The 19815-nt window shown below is 43.9% G+C and carries 18 protein-coding genes and 1 tRNA gene; 10 read left to right on the top strand and 9 right to left on the bottom strand.

What is annotated here, in order from left to right:
* Positions 1–143: 143 nt before the first annotated feature.
* Positions 144–326, top strand: coding sequence for a hypothetical protein (locus R7P67_RS20990; RefSeq protein WP_021035913.1), 183 nt, complete (start codon positions 144–146; stop codon positions 324–326).
* Positions 327–1055: 729 nt separating this feature from the next.
* Positions 1056–1370, top strand: a complete 315-nt coding sequence (locus tag R7P67_RS20985; protein ID WP_258656584.1) for a hypothetical protein — start codon at positions 1056–1058, stop codon at positions 1368–1370.
* 520 nt (positions 1371–1890) lie between these two features.
* Here R7P67_RS20985 and R7P67_RS20980 read toward each other — a convergent pair.
* Positions 1891–2451 carry a sugar O-acetyltransferase gene (locus R7P67_RS20980; protein ID WP_262652617.1) on the bottom strand — a complete coding sequence of 187 codons (561 nt, stop codon included), beginning with the start codon at positions 2449–2451 and terminating at the stop codon, positions 1891–1893.
* A 129-nt stretch (positions 2452–2580) separates the two neighbouring features.
* Complete coding sequence (locus R7P67_RS20975; protein ID WP_005374132.1) at positions 2581–2979, bottom strand: OsmC family protein; 399 nt, start codon at positions 2977–2979, stop codon at positions 2581–2583.
* 202 nt (positions 2980–3181) lie between these two features.
* Between R7P67_RS20975 and msrB the strand changes: the two genes are divergently transcribed.
* Positions 3182–4324 (top strand): peptide-methionine (R)-S-oxide reductase MsrB, encoded by a 1143-nt coding sequence (gene msrB / locus R7P67_RS20970; RefSeq protein ID WP_262652616.1) that lies wholly within the window; start codon positions 3182–3184, stop codon positions 4322–4324.
* A 33-nt stretch (positions 4325–4357) separates the two neighbouring features.
* Positions 4358–4504, top strand: a complete 147-nt coding sequence (locus R7P67_RS20965; protein WP_005374142.1) for a DUF2256 domain-containing protein — start codon at positions 4358–4360, stop codon at positions 4502–4504.
* A 61-nt stretch (positions 4505–4565) separates the two neighbouring features.
* Here the strand turns inward: R7P67_RS20965 and R7P67_RS20960 are convergent, their stop codons facing one another.
* Genes R7P67_RS20960 through R7P67_RS20950 form a run of 3 tightly spaced genes read right to left on the bottom strand, consistent with a single transcriptional unit; the run spans position 4566 to position 8169 of the window.
* Entirely contained in the window at positions 4566–5273 is a 708-nt protein-coding gene (locus tag R7P67_RS20960) for an SDR family oxidoreductase (protein WP_262652615.1), read from the bottom strand.
* Complete coding sequence (locus R7P67_RS20955; protein ID WP_262652614.1) at positions 5273–6817, bottom strand: cryptochrome/photolyase family protein; 1545 nt, start codon at positions 6815–6817, stop codon at positions 5273–5275. The genes R7P67_RS20960 and R7P67_RS20955 overlap by 1 nt, the downstream gene beginning before the upstream one ends.
* Positions 6817–8169 carry a DASH family cryptochrome gene (locus R7P67_RS20950; protein WP_132936958.1) on the bottom strand — a complete coding sequence of 451 codons (1353 nt, stop codon included), beginning with the start codon at positions 8167–8169 and terminating at the stop codon, positions 6817–6819. The genes R7P67_RS20955 and R7P67_RS20950 overlap by 1 nt, the downstream gene beginning before the upstream one ends.
* Positions 8170–8517: 348 nt before the next feature.
* On the opposite strand from R7P67_RS20950, the gene R7P67_RS20945 reads away from it, so the two are divergent.
* Complete coding sequence (locus tag R7P67_RS20945; protein ID WP_005374150.1) at positions 8518–9531, top strand: GGDEF domain-containing protein; 1014 nt, start codon at positions 8518–8520, stop codon at positions 9529–9531.
* A 90-nt stretch (positions 9532–9621) separates the two neighbouring features.
* Here the strand turns inward: R7P67_RS20945 and R7P67_RS20940 are convergent, their stop codons facing one another.
* Positions 9622–10200 carry a malate synthase gene (locus R7P67_RS20940; protein WP_005374156.1) on the bottom strand — a complete coding sequence of 193 codons (579 nt, stop codon included), beginning with the start codon at positions 10198–10200 and terminating at the stop codon, positions 9622–9624.
* Between the two features lie 174 nt (positions 10201–10374).
* Between R7P67_RS20940 and R7P67_RS20935 the strand changes: the two genes are divergently transcribed.
* Complete coding sequence (locus R7P67_RS20935; protein ID WP_213870224.1) at positions 10375–11931, top strand: DUF3612 domain-containing protein; 1557 nt, start codon at positions 10375–10377, stop codon at positions 11929–11931.
* 387 nt (positions 11932–12318) lie between these two features.
* On the opposite strand, the gene R7P67_RS20930 is transcribed toward R7P67_RS20935, so the two are convergent.
* Complete coding sequence (locus R7P67_RS20930; protein WP_021035911.1) at positions 12319–13674, bottom strand: diguanylate cyclase; 1356 nt, start codon at positions 13672–13674, stop codon at positions 12319–12321.
* Positions 13675–13806: 132 nt separating this feature from the next.
* Here R7P67_RS20930 and R7P67_RS20925 point away from each other — a divergent pair, with 132 nt between their 5' ends.
* On the top strand, positions 13807–14412 hold the full coding sequence (locus tag R7P67_RS20925; RefSeq protein WP_053349380.1) for an alpha-ketoglutarate-dependent dioxygenase AlkB family protein: 606 nt from the start codon (positions 13807–13809) through the stop codon (positions 14410–14412).
* Positions 14413–14481: 69 nt separating this feature from the next.
* The gene (locus tag R7P67_RS20920) at positions 14482–15570 is read left to right on the top strand and encodes a DUF3541 domain-containing protein (protein ID WP_085569244.1); all 1089 of its coding nucleotides are present in this window, start codon (positions 14482–14484) and stop codon (positions 15568–15570) included.
* A gap of 54 nt (positions 15571–15624) precedes the next feature.
* On the opposite strand, the gene R7P67_RS20915 is transcribed toward R7P67_RS20920, so the two are convergent.
* Positions 15625–16833 carry a NupC/NupG family nucleoside CNT transporter gene (locus R7P67_RS20915; RefSeq protein WP_017635515.1) on the bottom strand — a complete coding sequence of 403 codons (1209 nt, stop codon included), beginning with the start codon at positions 16831–16833 and terminating at the stop codon, positions 15625–15627.
* A gap of 559 nt (positions 16834–17392) precedes the next feature.
* On the opposite strand from R7P67_RS20915, the gene R7P67_RS20910 reads away from it, so the two are divergent.
* Positions 17393–17476, top strand: a tRNA-Leu gene (locus R7P67_RS20910).
* A 32-nt stretch (positions 17477–17508) separates the two neighbouring features.
* The gene (locus tag R7P67_RS20905) at positions 17509–18120 is read left to right on the top strand and encodes a DUF2913 family protein (protein ID WP_005384170.1); all 612 of its coding nucleotides are present in this window, start codon (positions 17509–17511) and stop codon (positions 18118–18120) included.
* Positions 18121–18198: 78 nt separating this feature from the next.
* On the opposite strand, the gene R7P67_RS20900 is transcribed toward R7P67_RS20905, so the two are convergent.
* A complete protein-coding gene (locus R7P67_RS20900) occupies positions 18199–19599 on the bottom strand; it encodes a tryptophanase (protein WP_213898706.1) in 1401 nt (466 codons plus the stop codon).
* Between the last annotated feature and the right edge of the window lie 216 nt (positions 19600–19815).

The raw sequence follows: 19815 nt of genomic DNA, 5'->3' as shown, positions 1-19815 counted from the left end.
CAAGGATTCTACATTGCTCTGCTCAATGCGAGATATTTGGAAAGGCACATTTAGTTAAACTAATGTTTCATTTTTAACAGATGCGCAACCAACCTAAGATCGTTAACTTAAGTAGCACGTCAACCACACCGGAGCGTGAAGCTATGAAAGTACTGATTCAATACACCCAAGCAGGGAAATATCGAGATCAAGCGTGGGAGTCTTTAACTCTTCGATCTAAAGGTGATATGCAGGCCGTTACCCCTTCTTATGCTGCCCAACTTATCGAACAAAGCAAAGCGACACTTGTGATGACAGAGGAGCAACAAATCGTTATTCATCCATAACCGACTATTAGCCTTGTTTAACCAACCTTTGTTAGTTGTGCAAGGCTTACATCTCGCCATTACACGTTATCCATTTTATACACGACCAACTATATTTGGAGGTTGGCCTTAAGCATTTTTCCGAACATTGATGTTTGTTCGTTTAATCATTCAACCTAGCTCAGGTGAAAAGCGAAAGTTACCCGATGTATCCCAAGAGGTGCCTAGGTGGTACCGTCTATTATCCTTCATATTAATATGGGTAATTATCATAAACTCTACAATGTTAGCACTTGTATTTTTTATCGCAGGTTTTTTATCACTAGCAAATCATGTATGACCTTCACTTATCCAACCAAGTTTAATATCACACTTTAAATGTAAAAAATCACATTAACAATTTCATGCAAATAATAAATACATCAGCTAATTTGTAACTTTTTAAAATGAAAGTCTAGAATGCAAAAAATAAACCTTTTTAAATATAGTTTTTTGTTAGTATCTGCACAAACAAATTATTAGCTAAAGGTGCTCTGTGTCGGGATTATTTGAGTATAAAATAAAAACTCATGATAACTTATCATCAATTATATTAAACATGTATGGTACTCCATATGAAAGGCTAAATTTATCACTTGATAATAAAAAGCTTACGAGTCTATCCGCATCGCTCGAAGTTGAGGGTTACCTGCGAATGCTCATATAGTTAAACAAGCCGAAAAACTGAATAAAATAGCTCAAGCATCTAAAGTGGGCGGACATGTTTTAGTCGGTGTTGGTCTGACGGCTTCCTGCATTCAGATTGCGAATACACAAGACCAACATGAGAAGAATGAAATTTTTGTTGAGTCAATAACTAGCACAGTTGTAGGAATGGGTACCAGCGCGTTAGTCGGTCTATTTTTAGTATCAAACCCTATTGGCTGGGGGACTGCCATTGTACTCGCTGCCGGTACTACCGCTATTGGGTACGCCTCCGGTAAAGCAGCTGTGCTTACATACAACAACTTAGGCTCTCAGCCTGACTTAGTTTCAAAGACAAACTTGGGTGCCATATGCAATTAGTTTGGAATATTATTGGATACTTAATGTTTTCTGGAATATTGATTATTTTTCTCCAGACATTATTTATAGGTATCATGCATATTTTAATGCCAAAAAAAGTTGTCAATAGTTACTTTACAGAACCTTATTTTAACACTTTCGAACTAGCTCTATTTACGGGATGGCCTTACGCATTTTTCCGAACATTGATGTTTGTTCGTTTAATCGTCCAACCTAGCTCAGGTAAAAAACGAAAGTTACCCGATATCTCCAAAGAAGTGCCTAGATGGTACCGCTCACTATCAATTCTATTAATAGGAATAATTATTATAAACTCCTCTATGCTGATAGTCGTATTCTCTTCAGCTGGAATACTCGCATTAGTAGATAGTTTAAACCCTTAATACCTTATTGTTTTTCAAGTTCAAGTTGAAACTTTGAAGTTGAATAATGTAGAAATAGCTTATTTGGGCTTAATGTAACTCGAATAAGCTATATTCTTCTCGGAAGCTATATAATTGTCACAACGACGCTTGCTCTCTTACAATAATTCTTCTTCGTTGAGACGACGAATTAACTTAGCTGGCGTGCCTCCGTATAGACAATCTGGCGGCACATCATGGTTAACGACCGAGTTCGCTGCAATCACCGAGCGAGCGCCAACTGTTACACCTTGGTTAATAACGGAGTTACCGCCAATCCACACATCATCTTCAATCGTGATGGGTTTACAAAACGTTTCCCAACGTCGGCGACTGCGGTAATCAACAGAATGAGAAGCGGTATAAAATTGCACGCTCGGTCCAATGAGCACGTGGTTCCCGATGGTAATTTTGGCACCATCGAGCATGACCACGTTCATGTTGATAAAGGTTTCTTCACCTATTTCGATGGTCTTACCAAATTCACAATGAAAAGGGGACTGGACAATACAACGGCCTACCTTGCCAAATAGCTGCTTTTGCAATTCGTCGCGCTGACTTTCGTCGGTGTTATTATTGAGCGCTCTAAGTGCTTGAAGAGCATGGCTTCTAATGGCGTCAATTTCTTTGTCCATGCCATCAAAGACCTGGCCAGACATCATTTTTTCTAGTTCTATCACTGGAAGACTCCTACAACCTGCAATTACTGCTTTCAGATTCCTCACAAGGTACGTGAACTGCGAAATAAAAAAAGAGAAAAGCCCGGACTTTTCTCTTTCCTGTTTTTATATTTTGTGGAGTCTGTCAACTTACACAATTTCCCAACTGTGGGTCATCTCAACACCTTCGCCTAGCATTAAGCAAACCGAGCAGTATTTTTCTAGCGAGTCAGCCGCCACTTTTGCTACGACTTCTGGGTCAAGCTCGTCACCTGACACTTCAAAGTGGATATTCACTTGCGTAAAGATACGCGGTGCGGTTTCACGACGCTCTGTGGTTAGCTTGGCATTAACTGACGAAACCTTTTGGCCTGCTGTTTTCAAACCATCAACAACATCGACAGAGCTACAGCCACCAGCAGCCATTAGTACCATTTCCATTGGGCTTGGTGCGGTTGCACCGCCATTGCCATCCATCACTACGGAGTGGCCCGACTGAGATTGCCCAAGAAATTTAAAATCTTCTATCCATTTAACTTCAGCTTGCATGATTTACCTCATTTAGCATCGCTCATTCAAGGCATCGTTGCCCTTACTAGCGGTATGTTTCTTGTCGATACTTTAGCTCTATCGCATAAAAGGGCAACGGAATTTTCAACATTACTGTAATTTTTTCGCTCGGTTACCTTTCTCTATACGTAACACTTTTTATTCAAGTAACACTTTCTACAAAAATAACGATGAGGTAGCTATGAAGAATATGTCTAAGTTATTGGCCGGTTTCTCCTTCGCACTTCCAGTCTTGTTTCTACTATTGAGTAAAACAGGTACCGCCGATACGATGGATAAGCTGAAGGCTTCAGAGAATACAAGAATCGCAACGCTAGCTGGCGGTTGTTTCTGGTGTACAGAATCGGATTTAGAGCAACTGCCCGGCGTAATCGATGTTGTATCAGGTTATTCAGGTGGTCATATTGAAAACCCGACTTACCGCCAAGTCTCTTCTGGTAAATATGGTCATATTGAAGTGATTGAGGTGAAGTACGATCCTGCTGTCGTGAACTACGAACAAGTGCTGGATTACTTCTTCCGTCATATCGACCCTACCGACGATAAAGGTTCATTTGTTGACCGTGGCCCTCAATACCGTCCAGCGATCTTCTACCATAATGCGGAGCAAAAACAGATTGCTAAGCAGTTTATGATGGAAATCGACAAGGCGATGATCTATCCAAAGCCGTTGAAAACAGAGCTGATCGAGTTTGAAAAGTTTTACCCTGCGGAGTCGTACCATCAGGATTACTACAAGAAGAGTAGCCTAAAGTACAAATACTACCGCTACGCATCAGGTCGCGATAAATACCTCGACGAAGTGTTTGGTGAAGATCGAAAAGAAAGTCCTAAAACACTTCGACAGTTGATTGAAGAAAAAAAGCTGCTTTCGAAAGTGAAAGCGTACAGTAAGCCTGCTCAGGCTGAAATCAAATCAAACTTAACAGAGCTACAGTATTACGTGACGCAAGAAGAAGGCACGGAGCGTCCGTTTGATAATGAATACTGGGACAACAAAGAAGCGGGAATTTATGTTGATATTGTGACCGGTGAACCGCTATTTTCTTCTACTGATAAATACAAATCTGGCACAGGTTGGCCAAGCTTTACTCGACCAATTAACCCGGGTTACATCGTGGAGAAAACCGATTATAAACTACTCTACCCTAGAACGGAGATCCGCAGTAAGTTTGGTGATTCACACCTAGGTCATGTGTTTAAAGATGGTCCGAAGCCGACGGGATTACGCTATTGCATGAACTCTGCTGCGATGAAATTTGTACCTGTGAACAAGATGGCGAGTTTAGGCTACGGCGATTACCTGTACCTATTTGATAAGTAGTTTTAACCAAATTAGGAGTGAACATTCAGCGCGATGAAAGGTTTTAAATCCAACCTTCCCATGAAAGTCTGTCCGGTCTGTCAGCGCCCATTTTCTTGGAGAAAGAAGTGGGCGCGAAATTGGGAGGAAATCGTTTACTGTTCTGAGCGTTGCCGAAGAAATAAATCAACGAAAACGTAGGTCACTCCGACCCTCTCTGGAGTATGTTATTTCATTTGTATTAACGTTTGTACGCGTTCTCTTACCAAGGTAATAACGTCCCATCATAAGCCCAAAACGCCCCGCTATCTTGCGGGGTTGCTTTTTCTATCAAGCCTAATAAATCCTTAGAGACTCGCTCTGGCGTGAACAACTTTCCCTCTGGCACATTGGTTTGAAAAGGTGCCGACAAAGCGGTATCTGTGGTGCCAGGGTGAAGTGACAGCACCGTGCCATGTTTGACCATTCTTTGCCATTCGATCGACATGGTTTTTAGGAACATGTTTAATGCGGCTTTCGATGCTCGATAGCTGTACCAACCACCGAGCTGATTATCGCTAATGCTGCCAACTTTGGCCGAAATGGTCGCAAACTTGGGTGCAGTACTGCGCTTTAGCTTGGGCGTGAAGTATTTCGCCAACAGCAAACTTGGCAAAGTATTAACCGTGATGGTTTGCTGAAAAAAGTCAGCGTCGAGCGAATTAAGATTCTTTTCAGGGCCTTTCTCTTGGGTGTGCAACATACCAACGCAGTTCACTAACCAATCGACGTGTTCAATCTGCTCACTGAACGCTTTTACCTGCTCGTCTTGCGATACATCCACTTGATGCCAAACGACATTTGGATGTTGCCAATCTGGTTGCTGCTTACGATAAGTGGCATGCACGTGCGCTTGAGGGAACCGAGCTGCGGCTTCTTGAACCATCGCCAAACCAATTCCACCATTGCCACCGACGATGAGTATTTCCATCACAAGTTCTCCACGTTTTCTATGTAGTGCTCTGCGGTATCGAGTATCGCTTGGCGTTGCTGTGCTTCCATGTTGTCCCAAGAGCGGAAAATCATCCCGATTCGTGGATTGGCTGCGAGGCGCTTGTCGTGCTTATTCATAAAGCGCCAATAAAGGCTGTTAAACGGACACGATCCTTCCCCACTCCTCGCCTTATTGTCGTAATGGCAACCCTTACAGTAGTCGCTCATCTTGTTGATGTAAGAGCCACTCGCCGCGTAAGGCTTGGTACCAACAATACCGCCATCCGCAAACAACGCCATGCCACGAGTGTTTGGCATTTCTACCCACTCAATTGCATCCACATAGATACCGAGATACCACTCATCCACTTGATCTGGATCTATCTCGGTTAGCAAACAAAAGTTACCTGTGACCATCAAACGTTGAATGTGGTGTGCGTAGGCGTAATCGAGGGACTGACCAATCGCATTGCGCATACAGGCCATTTTAGTTTCGCCATTCCAAAAGAAGTCTGGCAGCTTTCTTTCTGCGCCCAATTCGTTGTTTTTCGGGTAATGAGGCATATTCGCCCAGTAGACGCCTCGGATGTACTCTCGCCATCCTAAGATTTGGCGAATAAACCCCTCAACTTGAGAAATGTCGATGTCCGCGTTGGAGTGAAATGCCTTGAGTGATGCATCAATGACTTCTCTCGGGTGCAGCAATTTGCTGTTGAGCGAGAATGAAATTCGGCTGTGATACAAGCTCCACTTAGCATCGTGCTGGCCTGTCATGGCGTCTTGAAAACGGCCGAACAACGGCAAGCAGACTTGGCAGAAATGCGCGAGTAAAGACAAGCTTTGCGCGCGATTAATCGGCCACAAAAAGTCCCCTTCAAGATTTCCGATGGTTTTGATGTCATGTTTTGCCAACCGCTCAGTAATATCGCGCACGTCGGTACTGAACATCAAAGGTTGTGGCAGTTGTTCAATGTCTTTGGCTTTGAGCTTGTTACGGTTGTTGGCATCGTAATTCCATTTTCCGCCGACGGGTTTTCCGTCTTGCATCAAGATGTCGAAGCGCTTTCGCATCCGGCGGTAGAAGTGCTCCATCATGATGTGTTTGCCTTGAGGAAACTGCGATTCTATTTCTTCAAACGGCAACAAAAAGTGTTCCGAATCGACACAACGCGCCACGACCCTATCAAGCTTTAGTTTGGCTAACTGCTCTAGTAAACGGTATTCATCCGGGCGTTGATATTCAAACTTACTTGCACCAACTTCGCTCACGTAGTGTTGCAAGACTTGCTCAAGATCGTCGAAGGATTGTGTGTCATCCAATGTGAGGTACAGAACTTGGTGACCTTCACTCTGACGCTCTTTCGCAAACTGTTCCATTGCGGAAAAGAACGCACACACTTTCTGAATATGATGCGTGACGTAAGTATTCTCCTGCTTGAGCTCCGCAATCAGGTAAAGCACTTGCTCATCCGGTTGCTGAAACCAAGAGTGCTCACTGTTAAGTTGATCGCCCAAGATCAATCGTACGGTTTCAAATTGCATTACGGTTTCTCCGATGACGAAGCTTTGTCACTGCTGCCCATCACAATCGGCCAATCGACCATGTCTACACTATCCAAATGCGCGCCAGGACAACGACCTTGCCACCTATCGATGAACTCCATGTGCGGATCGTACATTTCGGTTTGCTTTTCGAGGTTGAATTGTCGTGAACCACGCGGATCAGCACCAACGCCCGCTAGGTATTGCCAATTTCCCCAGTTTGATGCCACATCGTAATCAACCAGTTGTGACTCAAAGTACGCCGCGCCATAACGCCAATCGAGGCCAAGCTCATGCACCAAACAACTGGCAACTAACTGTCTGCCACGATTCGACATATAACCCGTTTCATTAAGTTGGTGCATACACGCATTGACGATAGGAAATGGCGTTTCACCTTTCTTCCATTGTTGAAAACGGTGCGCGTAAAAGCTGGTGAGTGGTGCTCGATTTTGGATGCCACCGAATCGGAAGAGCTGTCGCTTGTGTCGACGGGCATACCAATAAAAGTATTCACGCCAAAGCAGTTCGAAGTAAATCCAGTAGGTTGAATCATTTGCACCATTCTCCGCTTCATAACGTTTCAACATGGCATAAATAGTTTTCGGAGAAACGCACCCATGAGCTAACCAAGGAGAGAACTTGGTGGAGTAATCCATGCCATCTAAACCGTTGCGTGTTTGTTTGTATTCACTGGCTAGTGTGGAAGCAAAATACTGGCGACAATGTTCAAGCCCGCGGCTTTCTCCACCATGAAACGCAGCTTTTGCGTCAAAGTAATATGCAGTAACGGAAGGAAGATTCACACCTAAAGGAATTGGAGGTAACGAACGGATACTCTCGTGGGGCCGAGAGATGTCTAAACCTTCAACTTGCTTTCTAAACTGCGTGAAAGTGGTAGGCAGATTGCTCAAGTCAAATGGCAGTTGTTCTTCCCTTAACAGGGTCCGGATTGCTTGCTGTTTTATTTTTACATGAGAAGCGCCTTCAGCTACGCGATCTAACGCTTGTTGCTCATCCGAACCGGGAAAGGCGTCAGCATATATATGTGTGACGCCGAAGCGATTAACAGCATACTTGATTGCTTGATCGGGCGTTAGTTCAACCGCCCATAATCGCTGACCAAGGTGATTCAAAGATTGATTGAGTTCACTAAGCGATGCGTCGAGAAACTGCAATTTCGCACGCCCGAAAGAGGCTTCCTGCGCAAAGTGATGCAAGTAAGGCGTCATTGAAGGGTAGCAATACAAGCAAATTAACTCGTCCATTTCTACACTGGCGCTTTTCAACAGTGGGTTGTCGTGCAATCGCAAGTCGTTCGTGAACCAATAAAGTCCTATTTTCTTTTTCAATTCGCACCCTCAGATGTTAATTCTTCGTCTACGAGTTCTTTTCACGGAGACCCTGACGTTAAGCCTTTTGATTTACTTGCTTTTATACGAAAACGAGAGTTTGACGATCATTAGGTTACTAACGTTCACACGGAATCCATTTGCTGGATATCTCAAACACGCAATACCACCAAATGCCTGTACATGTTTCATACTGATATTTTATAAAATTTGAATCCAACGGTATTGATCACGATCTTAATCACTCATTTTCTATATAAACCATGCAAAAGTGATAAAAATTAAAGCGACATTAGTTAATATCCGTTAATCTAAGCCCAATCCCATTTTGCTAGTACCATCGCAGAAATGACCGACGAGTTTAAGAAATCAACCGCTAATTTAAAAAAAGCGGTCCCACTGATGATCAAAAACCATGTTGCTGCCACGCCAGCCAACTACGCGCTTTGGTATACCTACGTTGACAAGACCATTCCAGAACTCAACTTTGAGTTAGACACGGTGTTAGAAAACTACGGTATTTGCCCGCCAGCAACCAATAAACAGCTTTACAACAACTATGTGGCCAGCAAAGCAGAAACCAGCCTTGAAGATCTTAGAACCAATGTAGAAGTTCTGCTACATGAAGTATCCAGTTCAATGAGCGATACAATTTCAGATACTTCCTCCTTTTCTGAGATGGTAGACAAAAGCTTTAATAAACTGGAAAAAGTTGAGGACAATAGCCTAAGCATTGAAGAAGTGATGGTAGTGATTCGTCAACTTGTCGCAGAGTCACACGAAATTCGTCACTCAACAAAGTTTTTGAATAGCCAATTGACTAACGCGAGTGAAGAAATTTCTCGCCTCAAAAACCAACTGGCTGAAGTACAGCAAGATGCGTTGTTCGATGGTTTGTCAAACCTATACAACCGCCGAGCATTTGACAAAGATCTCTCTTCACTTATTGCATCAAATCAGGCAATGACCTTGATCATGCTTGATATCGATCATTTCAAATCATTTAACGACAATTACGGGCACCTTTTTGGCGATACAGTATTAAAAGCCATTGCCCGCCGGCTACAACAAAGCTGTCGAGATGGGATATGTGCGTACCGTTTTGGTGGTGAAGAATTCGCGTTAATTGTACCTAACAAATCTCTGCGAATTGCTCGCCAATATGCAGACACACTACGCCGGATGATAGAAAAACTGCGTATCAGAGATAAGCGCTCAGGCACACAAGTTCACAGCATTACCGCTTCTTTTGGGGTAGCAGAATTTGAGCCGGGTGATACGCCTGAAGCCTTAATCAATAAAGCCGATAAACAGCTTTATGAAGCAAAACAACTCGGTCGTAACCGCGTGATGCCAATTTAAATAAACTGACTAAGCGAAAACGACTTTTACGATGAAAAAGAAAACCCCGCGACGTAAAGTGCGGGGGTTTTGTATCCAATCATGAGTATCTTAATCGACGCTGTAGCAGTAACTTAGAATGTAGTCGTCACCATTTTTTGCGGTATATTCTTTATCTTCACTGCATGCCATCGGCTTACCTTTTTTGTCGCCTTTGATTAGACTTATCCAATGGCGCATCGCGGTTGGTGCATTGCCAGTTAGTTCAGGATGAAACGTCGTGCGAGTTTCCAATTGAATATCATCAATGTCCACTAATTCCACGCAACCAGTGCCTTTATGACAGCCAAACAGCACTTCTACATGATTGCCCGAATCATCTTTGAACAAAATAGACTTTGGATCTTCCTTTTCACCAGTGTACGCCACGAAGTGTTTTGGGCTTTTCAGGCCGCTGTGTGTACCGTCTTTGAAATAAGCCAAAACATGGCGGTAATCAATCACGTAACTTGATACATCTTGGTGCGACCCGTTCTCCAATGGAAACATGCGGTCTAGTAGTTGCTTCGCTTTTACTTGTTTCTCACTCTGCTGCTCAGCACTTACCGCTTCGACGGCAAATACGGCTTCAGCGATAAATGGGCGTTGTTGTTGTTGCATCTCTTTTTTATCGAAGTTCAGCATATTCATCGTCATATCCTCGCACTTAAAAACTCGTCCTAGAGTAAAAACTTAAATCCTTTATTTAAGTTTCAGGCAATTCTGTGAAGTGGATGGTTAATTTCCTTGCCTGCTCATTATGTAGACTAGCGAAATATTGACTACAATTTCACAACAAAAATTTTACAATGTGAATTTTACAAAATGTCTGTGTCAAAAAGCCTTATTCGTCAGTCTCATTTTCTTGGTACGAAAATTCGTAATCTAAGAAAAAACAACCATTTAACGATGGAAGATTTGTCTGCCCGTTGTGTAAGAATTAATCCAGAGTACGCTCCTTCGGTTTCTTACCTTTCGATGATTGAGCGCGGAAAACGCGTACCGAGTATCGATATGCTCGAAGTGATCGCGGAAGTTTTTCAAAAAGATCCTGCGTGGTTTTTAGATGATGAACCCGAATTAGAAGCCATCACACCCAACAAAGGGAATCGTGGTGGGATTAGTGGCATGGCGCTGGAGCCGAGCTTCCTGTTCTCCAATGATATTCTTCAAATCGCGATACCAGAAATGCTCTCCCAAACAGGTATCACAGGGCGTCAATTCGCCCACTTACTGATCCGCGCACACCAAGAGAACCACCAAAACCATTTCCCAGACTTAGAACGGGCAGCGGAAGAAGTGGGCTTAAAGCGACTTAATCTGTCAGTGGAAGATCTGATCGACATTGCAAAAAGCATGGGGTTGGATATTCGCTGGGTAGACCGAGCGCCACAAGATGTGATTGATGAACTGGGCGTCAGCGCCAAACAGTTGATTACGTCTTTCATGGAGCCACCTGGGACTATTTATCTCAATAAACGAATGCGTGACTATCCAACCCGATTGAAGTATGACTTGGCGGTATATATCGGCCATCGAGTGCTCCATAGCAGCGATGCAATGAATAACGTTTTATCTATCGGGCATCAAAACAATTGGGAGCAAATGGACAGCCCTGTGTCGAACTCTGAACTCAATTCGCAAGATATCCTGCAAGCTTGGCGTGATTTTGAGTCCAGCTTCTTTGCCGGTGCCCTACTCTGCCCCAAAGTACCCTTTCGTCAGTTGCTTGACCGTTCTGGTTACGAGATTGATGTTCACAAAAAGGCGGGGGTTTCTCCTTCCGTTGCAATGCGTCGCATGACGGTGGTCTCTCCTTACCCTCATTGGCACTATTTTGATGCCTATGGCCCTGGCAAGTTAAAAGCCGTGTATCGCGGAAATGGTATTCCATTGCCTTGGGGCAACATGCGCAAAGTGAACGACCCTTGCCAGCACTGGGCGGTATTCCGACGCCTTTCCCAGCCTTTGGATACAAGTTCAGCGCAAATTTCGATTTTAAATGTTGGTGACGAGCCACGTATCTACTGCTGCGAATCGGTCAACGTATTTGATCCTGCGGGGAATAATCGCGTGCTATGTGCCGGTATTGATCTTAACCCTGCCATTTCTGCACAAGGTGGCGATGCCGTTTCCATAGCGGAAGAACTTAAGTCCCTTTGTGTCGCTTCCGGCGGAAGTAGTGTTATTCCTCCCCACATCAAAAAAGACTTAACGACTATCGCTAAGATATTAAACATCAACTGGATAGAGCGCGGGATTCAAACCCAAGCAAGGTTGATCTGCTCCAGAGGGGCGGTTTGTCCAAGACAACCTAGTTGTTACAGCAAGTGCGGAGAAGCTGATGAGACGGGCAACGACGTGAATATCATCGGTCTTTAGAAAGAAAAAACGCCAATCACAATATACGTGATTGGCGGTATATACTTGTGAACAATTTGTATTCACTAACAACGTCAGTTGGCTAGGTGACCCTCGGCTTAATAAGGGTCACTCTAAGTAAAGCACGATGCGTGCCAACTTTTAAAAAGCCGTTTTTTAGTAGATCCAGATGCATATCGTTGCTTTATTAACCATTAATTTCGCAAACTGCATTTGCAAAATGCAATATTATGCAAATATGCCACTTAATGCACTGCTAATAACGATTCTCTCAGCAAAGTGTCTGTGAACATATGAAGTCACATATTCTTGCACCTCAATGATGATGAGATTTCGGGCTCCCAACTTTACCATTCTTCTAACCCCTTATTGAAACTGGGTTCAGGCTCATCCGCCATGCTTTTGTTGATACATTCTCTCATCGGCTATTTTCATCATTTGCTCAGGAGATGACATTTTCGGGTCAAATATCGCGTACCCAATACTGGCTTTCAAATAGATAAGCGTTTCATCGTAAATGACGGGCGTCGAGCATAGCGCTAATCGAAGTTTTTGTAGAAGGGACTGAACATTTTCTTCCGTTCCAGGGTGATGGACTACAACTAAAAACTCATCACCGCCCATTCTGGCCACGATGTCTGATTTACGCAGAGAGCTTTTTACCCTTTCAGCCGTAGCGATTAAAACTTTGTCACCTGCGTCGTGACCATAGGTATCGTTAATGTGTTTAAACCTATCTAGGTCAATATTAATTAAGGCGAAGCTATAACGCTTTTTATAACGTTTCGCTATTTCGAACTGCTGCTTGTAAAACTTCATAAAATAGCGACGGTTTGGTAAATTCGTGAGTTCATCGTGTAAAGCTCTGTCATCTGCAATGGTATACAGTCGATAAATGGCGAACAGCGCGAGGCTAAGTGCGAATATAATGGGATAGCCGATTACTCTAGCTAAATGCAACTGATGCCAAGAGATTTGGCGATCAGCTTTGCCTCCAGAGAAAACCACCATACTCCACCCACCATAAGGAAAATGAACCATCTCTTTTGCATATACCATGCTATTTACACTTTGCGCGCCAAAGAAAGCATCACCAAATGAGCCACCGCTATCGTAACCACGGATCATTAAAGGGTAACGATACGAGAAATCAATTACGCCGGTTTCTCTCATCAGAGCATCGAAATCAATCACCGCACTGATCACTCCCCAGTAGTCCTGATTCATTGGAGGATCAAGAAAAACAGGCACACGCACGATCAAACCTCGGCCACCTTGGATCAATGTAACGGGCCCTGCGATGAAAATTTCTTGTACATCCTTGGCTTTTTGCACCTGTACCCACTGCTGTGGCACTGCGCGGTAATCAAGGCCGATTAGGCGCTCATTACCTTGGCGTGGAAATACGTGACTAATTACATCATTTTTCGCGATACCGATTATTGTAATATGTTTACTTTTATTTAGGATTCGGTGAGCGGCGATACTCAATTCTTCTTCTTGGTTTTTAGGAAGTAAAGTAATGAGTGTCGCTAAAGTACTGGCTTTGTAGATATCCGCCATAAGTACCGCTTCCAAATTGGAACGGAGAATGGAAAGTTGTTCTTTGGCCTCAACTTGAACTCGCTCTTTGTGAAGCTCTTGCTGGTTTCGATTTAACAGCTCAATAACCCCAATACACAAAGCGAAAAAGGTGAGGAAGAACAATGCAAAATAGCATCGCTTTCTGGGTAAATAACGCATTTTCTCCCCACAACTCGTATACAACTACGAGATTTTTTATTTATTGTTAAAATTCTTATTATCACAAGAATAACCAATCATAATCAGAAAGGTAACAGTGATTGACAACTTTTATGTTTTAGGTGTGAGATGATGCATCAACAAGGCGATTTATTTGGCGGCGATCTATGGCAAGAAGTAGAAAGAGGAAAACTTTATTATGATCCTCAATTTCTTAACCATCTTGAGGCGGATAATTACTTTGACCAACTTCGAAAGACACTGCCATGGCACCAAGAACACATTACTATGTTCGGCAAGTCAGTACTTCAACCTCGCTTACAAGCGTGGCACGGTGATGCAGCATATACTTACTCAGGCTTAACCATGCAGCCTCACCCTTGGACTCCTGAGTTAACTCAGCTCAAAGTGCGTTGTGAATCAGTTGCTGATGTCACTTTTAATTCTGTTCTCGCTAACTTATATCGACACGGCCAAGACTCAATGGGCTGGCACCAAGATAATGAACCAGAGTTAGGTAGAAACCCTGTTATCGCATCTTTGAACTTAGGTGAAACACGTCGATTTTTGCTTAGAAATTTACATTGTAAAACTGAGATTGAATACGAGCTTTCTCACGGCTCCTTACTGATTATGGCTGGCGAGCTTCAGCATCACTGGAAGCACTGCGTACCAAAAACCGCGAAAACCAAAGATGAACGTATCAACCTGACTTTTAGGCAAATTTTCAACTATTGACTCAGCTTTTACATTCTCAATTAATATTGATGGTAGGTTTAGGTTCAGGACTTCATAGGGAATGGATTTATGCGTATTAAACCTCTTAGCTTAGCGGTCTTACTCTCTTGCTCACTTACCTTTGCTGCTCAGGCATCACAGGAAGACGTACCGCTTCTCGATAATACTCAATCAGCGCAGTTGATTCGTAGTACCTACGAACAAGAACTGTTCACTCTCCCGGCGTTTAAAGAGGGCCATTTTGGCTTACGCATGTACCGCCAAACATTAGATGAGAAATATCACGCTGCCATTTGGACCGACATGGCACAAGTAGCCAGCCGGTTAAACCAATTTGCTAATGAAGTTGTTGAACCAGAAGACATCATTCTCTATTCATCTCAAAGGCTGACCACGTATCAAGAGAAAGAAACCGAACGAGGTCAGCGACGCTATACCGTGACTAAACACCATCCTGAGTACCTTTATCTTGGTGTGGATTTGCTTGGCGCAATGGCAAGAGCAAACGAATATGGCCTAAAGCATAAACAAGACAAAACGCTGAGAAAAATTATTAGGCGCTACGATTTCTCGCGTTACGTTACGGACAAAGAGATGATAGAAGCATGGGCAGCTCAGCTTGCAAACCAAGTCTACTGGCTTCGTCAGTTAGGAGAGCAAGATGTGGTCGAGGAATTCACTCAAACCTTCCGTGACACCTACCCCGACGATAAAGATAAGATGCTTTCAGCTCAGCAGTATTGGAACAAACTTTATGGTATGACGCACATCATCTTTGCCGATTCACAGTATTATCAGGAGCGAGTAAGCGAGAAGAAACACCAATGGATTTATGATTACTTTCGCAACAATATCGACACTATCCTACTGCGCGCCAAAGAAGACGTGATTGCGGAAGTCGGCATTTCGTTTTTGTTAGCAGGCTTGGACCATGATCCGGTCGTAAAGAAAACCCGCCAAGCCATTCGTCACGCAATCAACGCAGAAAAAGGGATGATTCCGTCGGTCGACGGTAACTTTGATCTCAAGTACGGCGAACACCGTAACGTACTAGCCATCATGCTGCTCGATTGGAAAGGGGTACATAAAGCGCCAACTTATCAAGAGCACCCAGAGGCTTTTAAATCGATACCTTACGGCTTAATGCCCAAGCCTTAGAAATAACAAAACCCGCCATTTAGGCGGGTTTTTAGTGTGTATCTTCAATCTAAATTAGAGAGAGATAAAAATGCCCGCTAAGCACGCACTCATCAGGTTAGCGAGTGTACCAGCAGCAACCGCTTTTAGGCCTAGACTTGCAACATCTTTGCGGCGCTCAGGTGCCATCACGCCGATAGAACCCAACTGAATCGCAATTGAGCCAATGTTCGCAAAACCACACAACGCAAAAGTGATAATAATTTGAGTATGCTCAGACAGTGTCGCTTTGTGCTGCACAAAATCGATAAACGCAACAAACTCATTCATCACCACTTTCTGACCAATGTATGAACCCGCAGCTAGGATTTCGTGGCTTGGCACACCAATCAACCACGCTAGAGGTGCAAACAAATAACCAAAAATCGCTTGTAGCGTTACGCCAGAGAAACCAAGTATCTCGCCCAAGTTTTCTAGCCCCGTGTTCACCATCGCGATAACACTCACGAAAGCGATAAGCATGGTACCAACAGCAACGGCAACTTTCATACCGCCCATGGCACCGCTTGCTAGCGCATCAATAACGTTACTTTCTTCTGATTTATCTAGCTCAATATTGTTGTAATCGCTTGGCGTTTGACGCTCAGGAACGATGATTTTTGCCATCATCAAACTACCTGGTGCTGCCATAAAGCTTGCCGCGATCAAGTATTTGAGGTCGACACCCAAACCAGCATAACCACCAAGCACACTGCCCGCCACTGAAGCCATACCACCAGCCATCACGGCAAACAGTTCAGAGCGAGTCATGTTAGAAAGAAATGGACGAATAAGAAGTGGTGACTCGCCTTGAGATAAGAAAATGTTCCCTGTTGCAACCAAAGACTCTGCTTTACTCGTACCCAAGAACTTCTGGATAGCGCCGCCAATAAATTGAATCACTTTTTGCATAATGCCCAAATAGTAAAGGGCGGAGATAAGAGCACTGAAGAAGATGATGATAGGAAGGACACGGATAGCGAAGATAAAGCCAGAAGAAGCGAGGTCACCAAAGAGGAATTTAATCCCTTCATCAGCAAAGCTGAGTAGCCCCGCGACACCATTACTTAAACTCGCCAGCGCCGCTTGACCCAACGGGAAATAGAGCACCAAAGCAGCAAACCCCATTTGTAGCATCAAGGCGCGAGATACAGTTTTCCAATTAATGGAAGAACGACCCTCAGAAAGTAGGAAAGCACAACCTAGCAGTGCAACAATACCAAATAGACTAAATAGAACACTCATGAGCTGGACCTACTAAACGTTGAAAAAGAAAAAAGAGCCAAAGGAATTGGCAGAAGAAAGGGACAACGCAGCGAGTGATAACTCACTTTTAGATCCAGAATGTAGACAGAACGAATAGTTCGACATCTTATTTTTACCTTATACAAGCAATTGAACGTAGCTGGTCCGGTCCGTGGGGTCATTCACTGCTGGCGAGCATGTTGCTTGGCCTGCTCCATGTGACGGCTTGTATGGGTAAGGGTCCTGAACAACTAAACCCTAATTCCCGCTTAAACGGGACGCAAGTATAGCCAACAAAAAGAGATATTCATCACATTTATTTACGCAAACGTTCAAGCGTTCAAAATTTAGGCAAAAGTACTCTTTTGTCGTCATACCATTAATAAAAGTAAGGGCATAAGGATAGGCGTTGATGGTAAAAAACATAAAAGTGACCAATAAATATGCAATCAAACTCGAAAGAGCCAAAATTCGTCATTTTGCTCTCGCCAACAGGTGGATTTTGGTTATAATTCGCGTTGCTTCTTTCGAGGCCTCTGAGTATTCAGAGCATCATGATGCCGAGATGGTGAAATTGGTAGACACGCTAGCATGAGGTGCTAGTGCCTTTGGTGTGAGGGTTCGAGTCCCTCTCTCGGCACCATTATCCTTCTTCCCTAATTTTGTTCGAGTGTAATGCAAAGTTCTAAGCAGGCAAGACAGTCTACAGATGCTAACCAACTTCTGAGTGAGCTTGCGGTTCACGCTTTATTACACCTGCACTTTAAAATTCACGCGTCCTCGCATGGCCTCTCCCTTAAAGAACGTAATGACTTACTTCAGAAATGGCTGAAACCAAAACTGAAGAGTAATCGCTATAAGCTGATTAAAAAGCCGTTAAAATCTTTGACTCAGCAGGCAAAAGGTGAGAACGGAAATCTGGAAGAATTACTCGAGCGCTGCGTCGGTGCAGACAAACCCAGAAATCCTCAACCCGATCTAGATAGCTACTTGCTGCTGATCAACGAGATTGAGAAGAAACTGGGGACTACCGTGTTATTATCGCGACCGGAAGACGTCGACTTATCTCACGACCAACACGGCTGTTTGCTGTGTGTGCTTTCTGAGAACTTAAATCAGCACTTCGATGATAATAACGCCCTAATCGCTCCTATTTCGATGCTGTTCCGCGGACCAATGAGTCAACGCTCACTTTTCCTTGGCAGCATTTACGCCAGTGGTACCTTCAATTATGAAGTGCAGTATCAAGACGACCAGTTCGTTCGCATCACATTAGAGTTAGCGTAACTGTAACGCTAAGAAATAAACGAATCGAAAAAGGCCGTGAAACTCGCGGCCTTTTGCTTATCTAGATTTAAACTTGAGTTAATCGATCTCTTTAAATCGAGCAGTAAAGTGGCGCAGCACTGGTGGCTCGTACTCGAAAGTGAGCCCTTTTAACTCATGTGCACGATTTTTCAGTTCGATAATCGCATCCGCAATGTAATCCATATGATCGTTTGTGTAGACACGACGTGGAATGGTCAAACGCATCAACTCAAGCTCTGACGCTTTTTGTTTACCCGTTTCCGGATCTCGACCAAGCAGCAACGATCCTATCTCTACTGCTCGAATACCCGCTTCCAAGTACAAAGCATTACACAATACCTGCGCAGGAAACTGATCCGCTGGAATATGTGGCAAAATCTTAGCGGCATCCACAAACACCGCATGACCACCCGTTGGGTATTGAATCGGAATACCGCCTTCACGTAAGCGCTCACCTAAGTATTGAACTTGGCTAATTCTATAGTGAAGAAAATCCTCGTCCGCGGCTTCATACAAACCGCGAGCGAGCGCTTCCATATCACGCCCAGCCATGCCGCCGTATGTCACAAATCCTTCCATGGGTACGCAGCGCGTCTGCACCGCCTGGAACAACTCCTTATGATCACGAATACAACACATGCCACCAATGTTTACCATCGGGTCTTTCTTAGCTGACATGGTGAGCATATCACCGTACTGGTACATCTCACGGATGATTTCCAGAATCGATTTATTCTCGTAACCCGCTTCACGCTGCTTGATAAAGTAAGCGTTCTCACAGTAACGAGCCGAGTCAATCACCACTGGAATATCGTGCTTGGTTGCAATCTCGTACACACTGCGCATGTTTTCCATCGACACAGGCTGACCACCGGAGCTATTACAAGTAATCGTGGTGATAATTGCACAGATGTTATGCGAACCGTGCGCTTCAATTGTTGCCACCAGCTTATCGATATCAAAATTGCCCTTCCAATCATAAGGCGTAGTGGTGTCGAATGCTTCTTCCGTTACCACGTTAATCGCTTTACCGCCATTGAGTTCAATGTGACCCGCGGTGGTATCAAAATGGTAGTTCGAGATAAATACTGGCGTTTCGCCACCACGCACCTGACGCATACGCTCAATCAAAGCGGGGAACAAAATTTGCTCGGCACCACGCCCTTGGTGTGCAGGCACGGTGAGCTTATAACCGAAGAAGTGCTCCACTGCATCACACAGGTTGTAGTAATTTCGACTCCCCGCATAGGATTCATCCCCCATCATGATGCCAGCCCACTGATTATCACTCATGGCACCAGTGCCAGAGTCAGTCAGCAAATCGATATAAACATCATCACTACGAAGAAGAAATGGATTATAGCCCGCTTCTTTTAACGCGACTTCACGGTCTGACAAAGTCGTCATTTTGATTGGCTCAACCATTTTGATACGGAAAGGTTCTGGAATACGTTTCATTGTTAATTTCCTTATACGCATTGTCCTACGCAGTTTCACGTAAGACTAAAAAACAAATAGATAGAATGCTTTTCAATGCGATTGCATTGAGGAAATCAACGAGAAGAGATTTTACTAAGAAGAGACAAGCAGTAGTCTAGGTTATACCAGAACGACAGCACCAAACGGCTATCGAGAATATCCTTTATTCTCATCGTCTTCGTCCTCCTGATAAAA

It is taken from the genome of Vibrio sp. Vb0937 (assembly GCF_033338855.1).
This window is presented reverse-complemented; position numbering and strand designations above follow the sequence as displayed.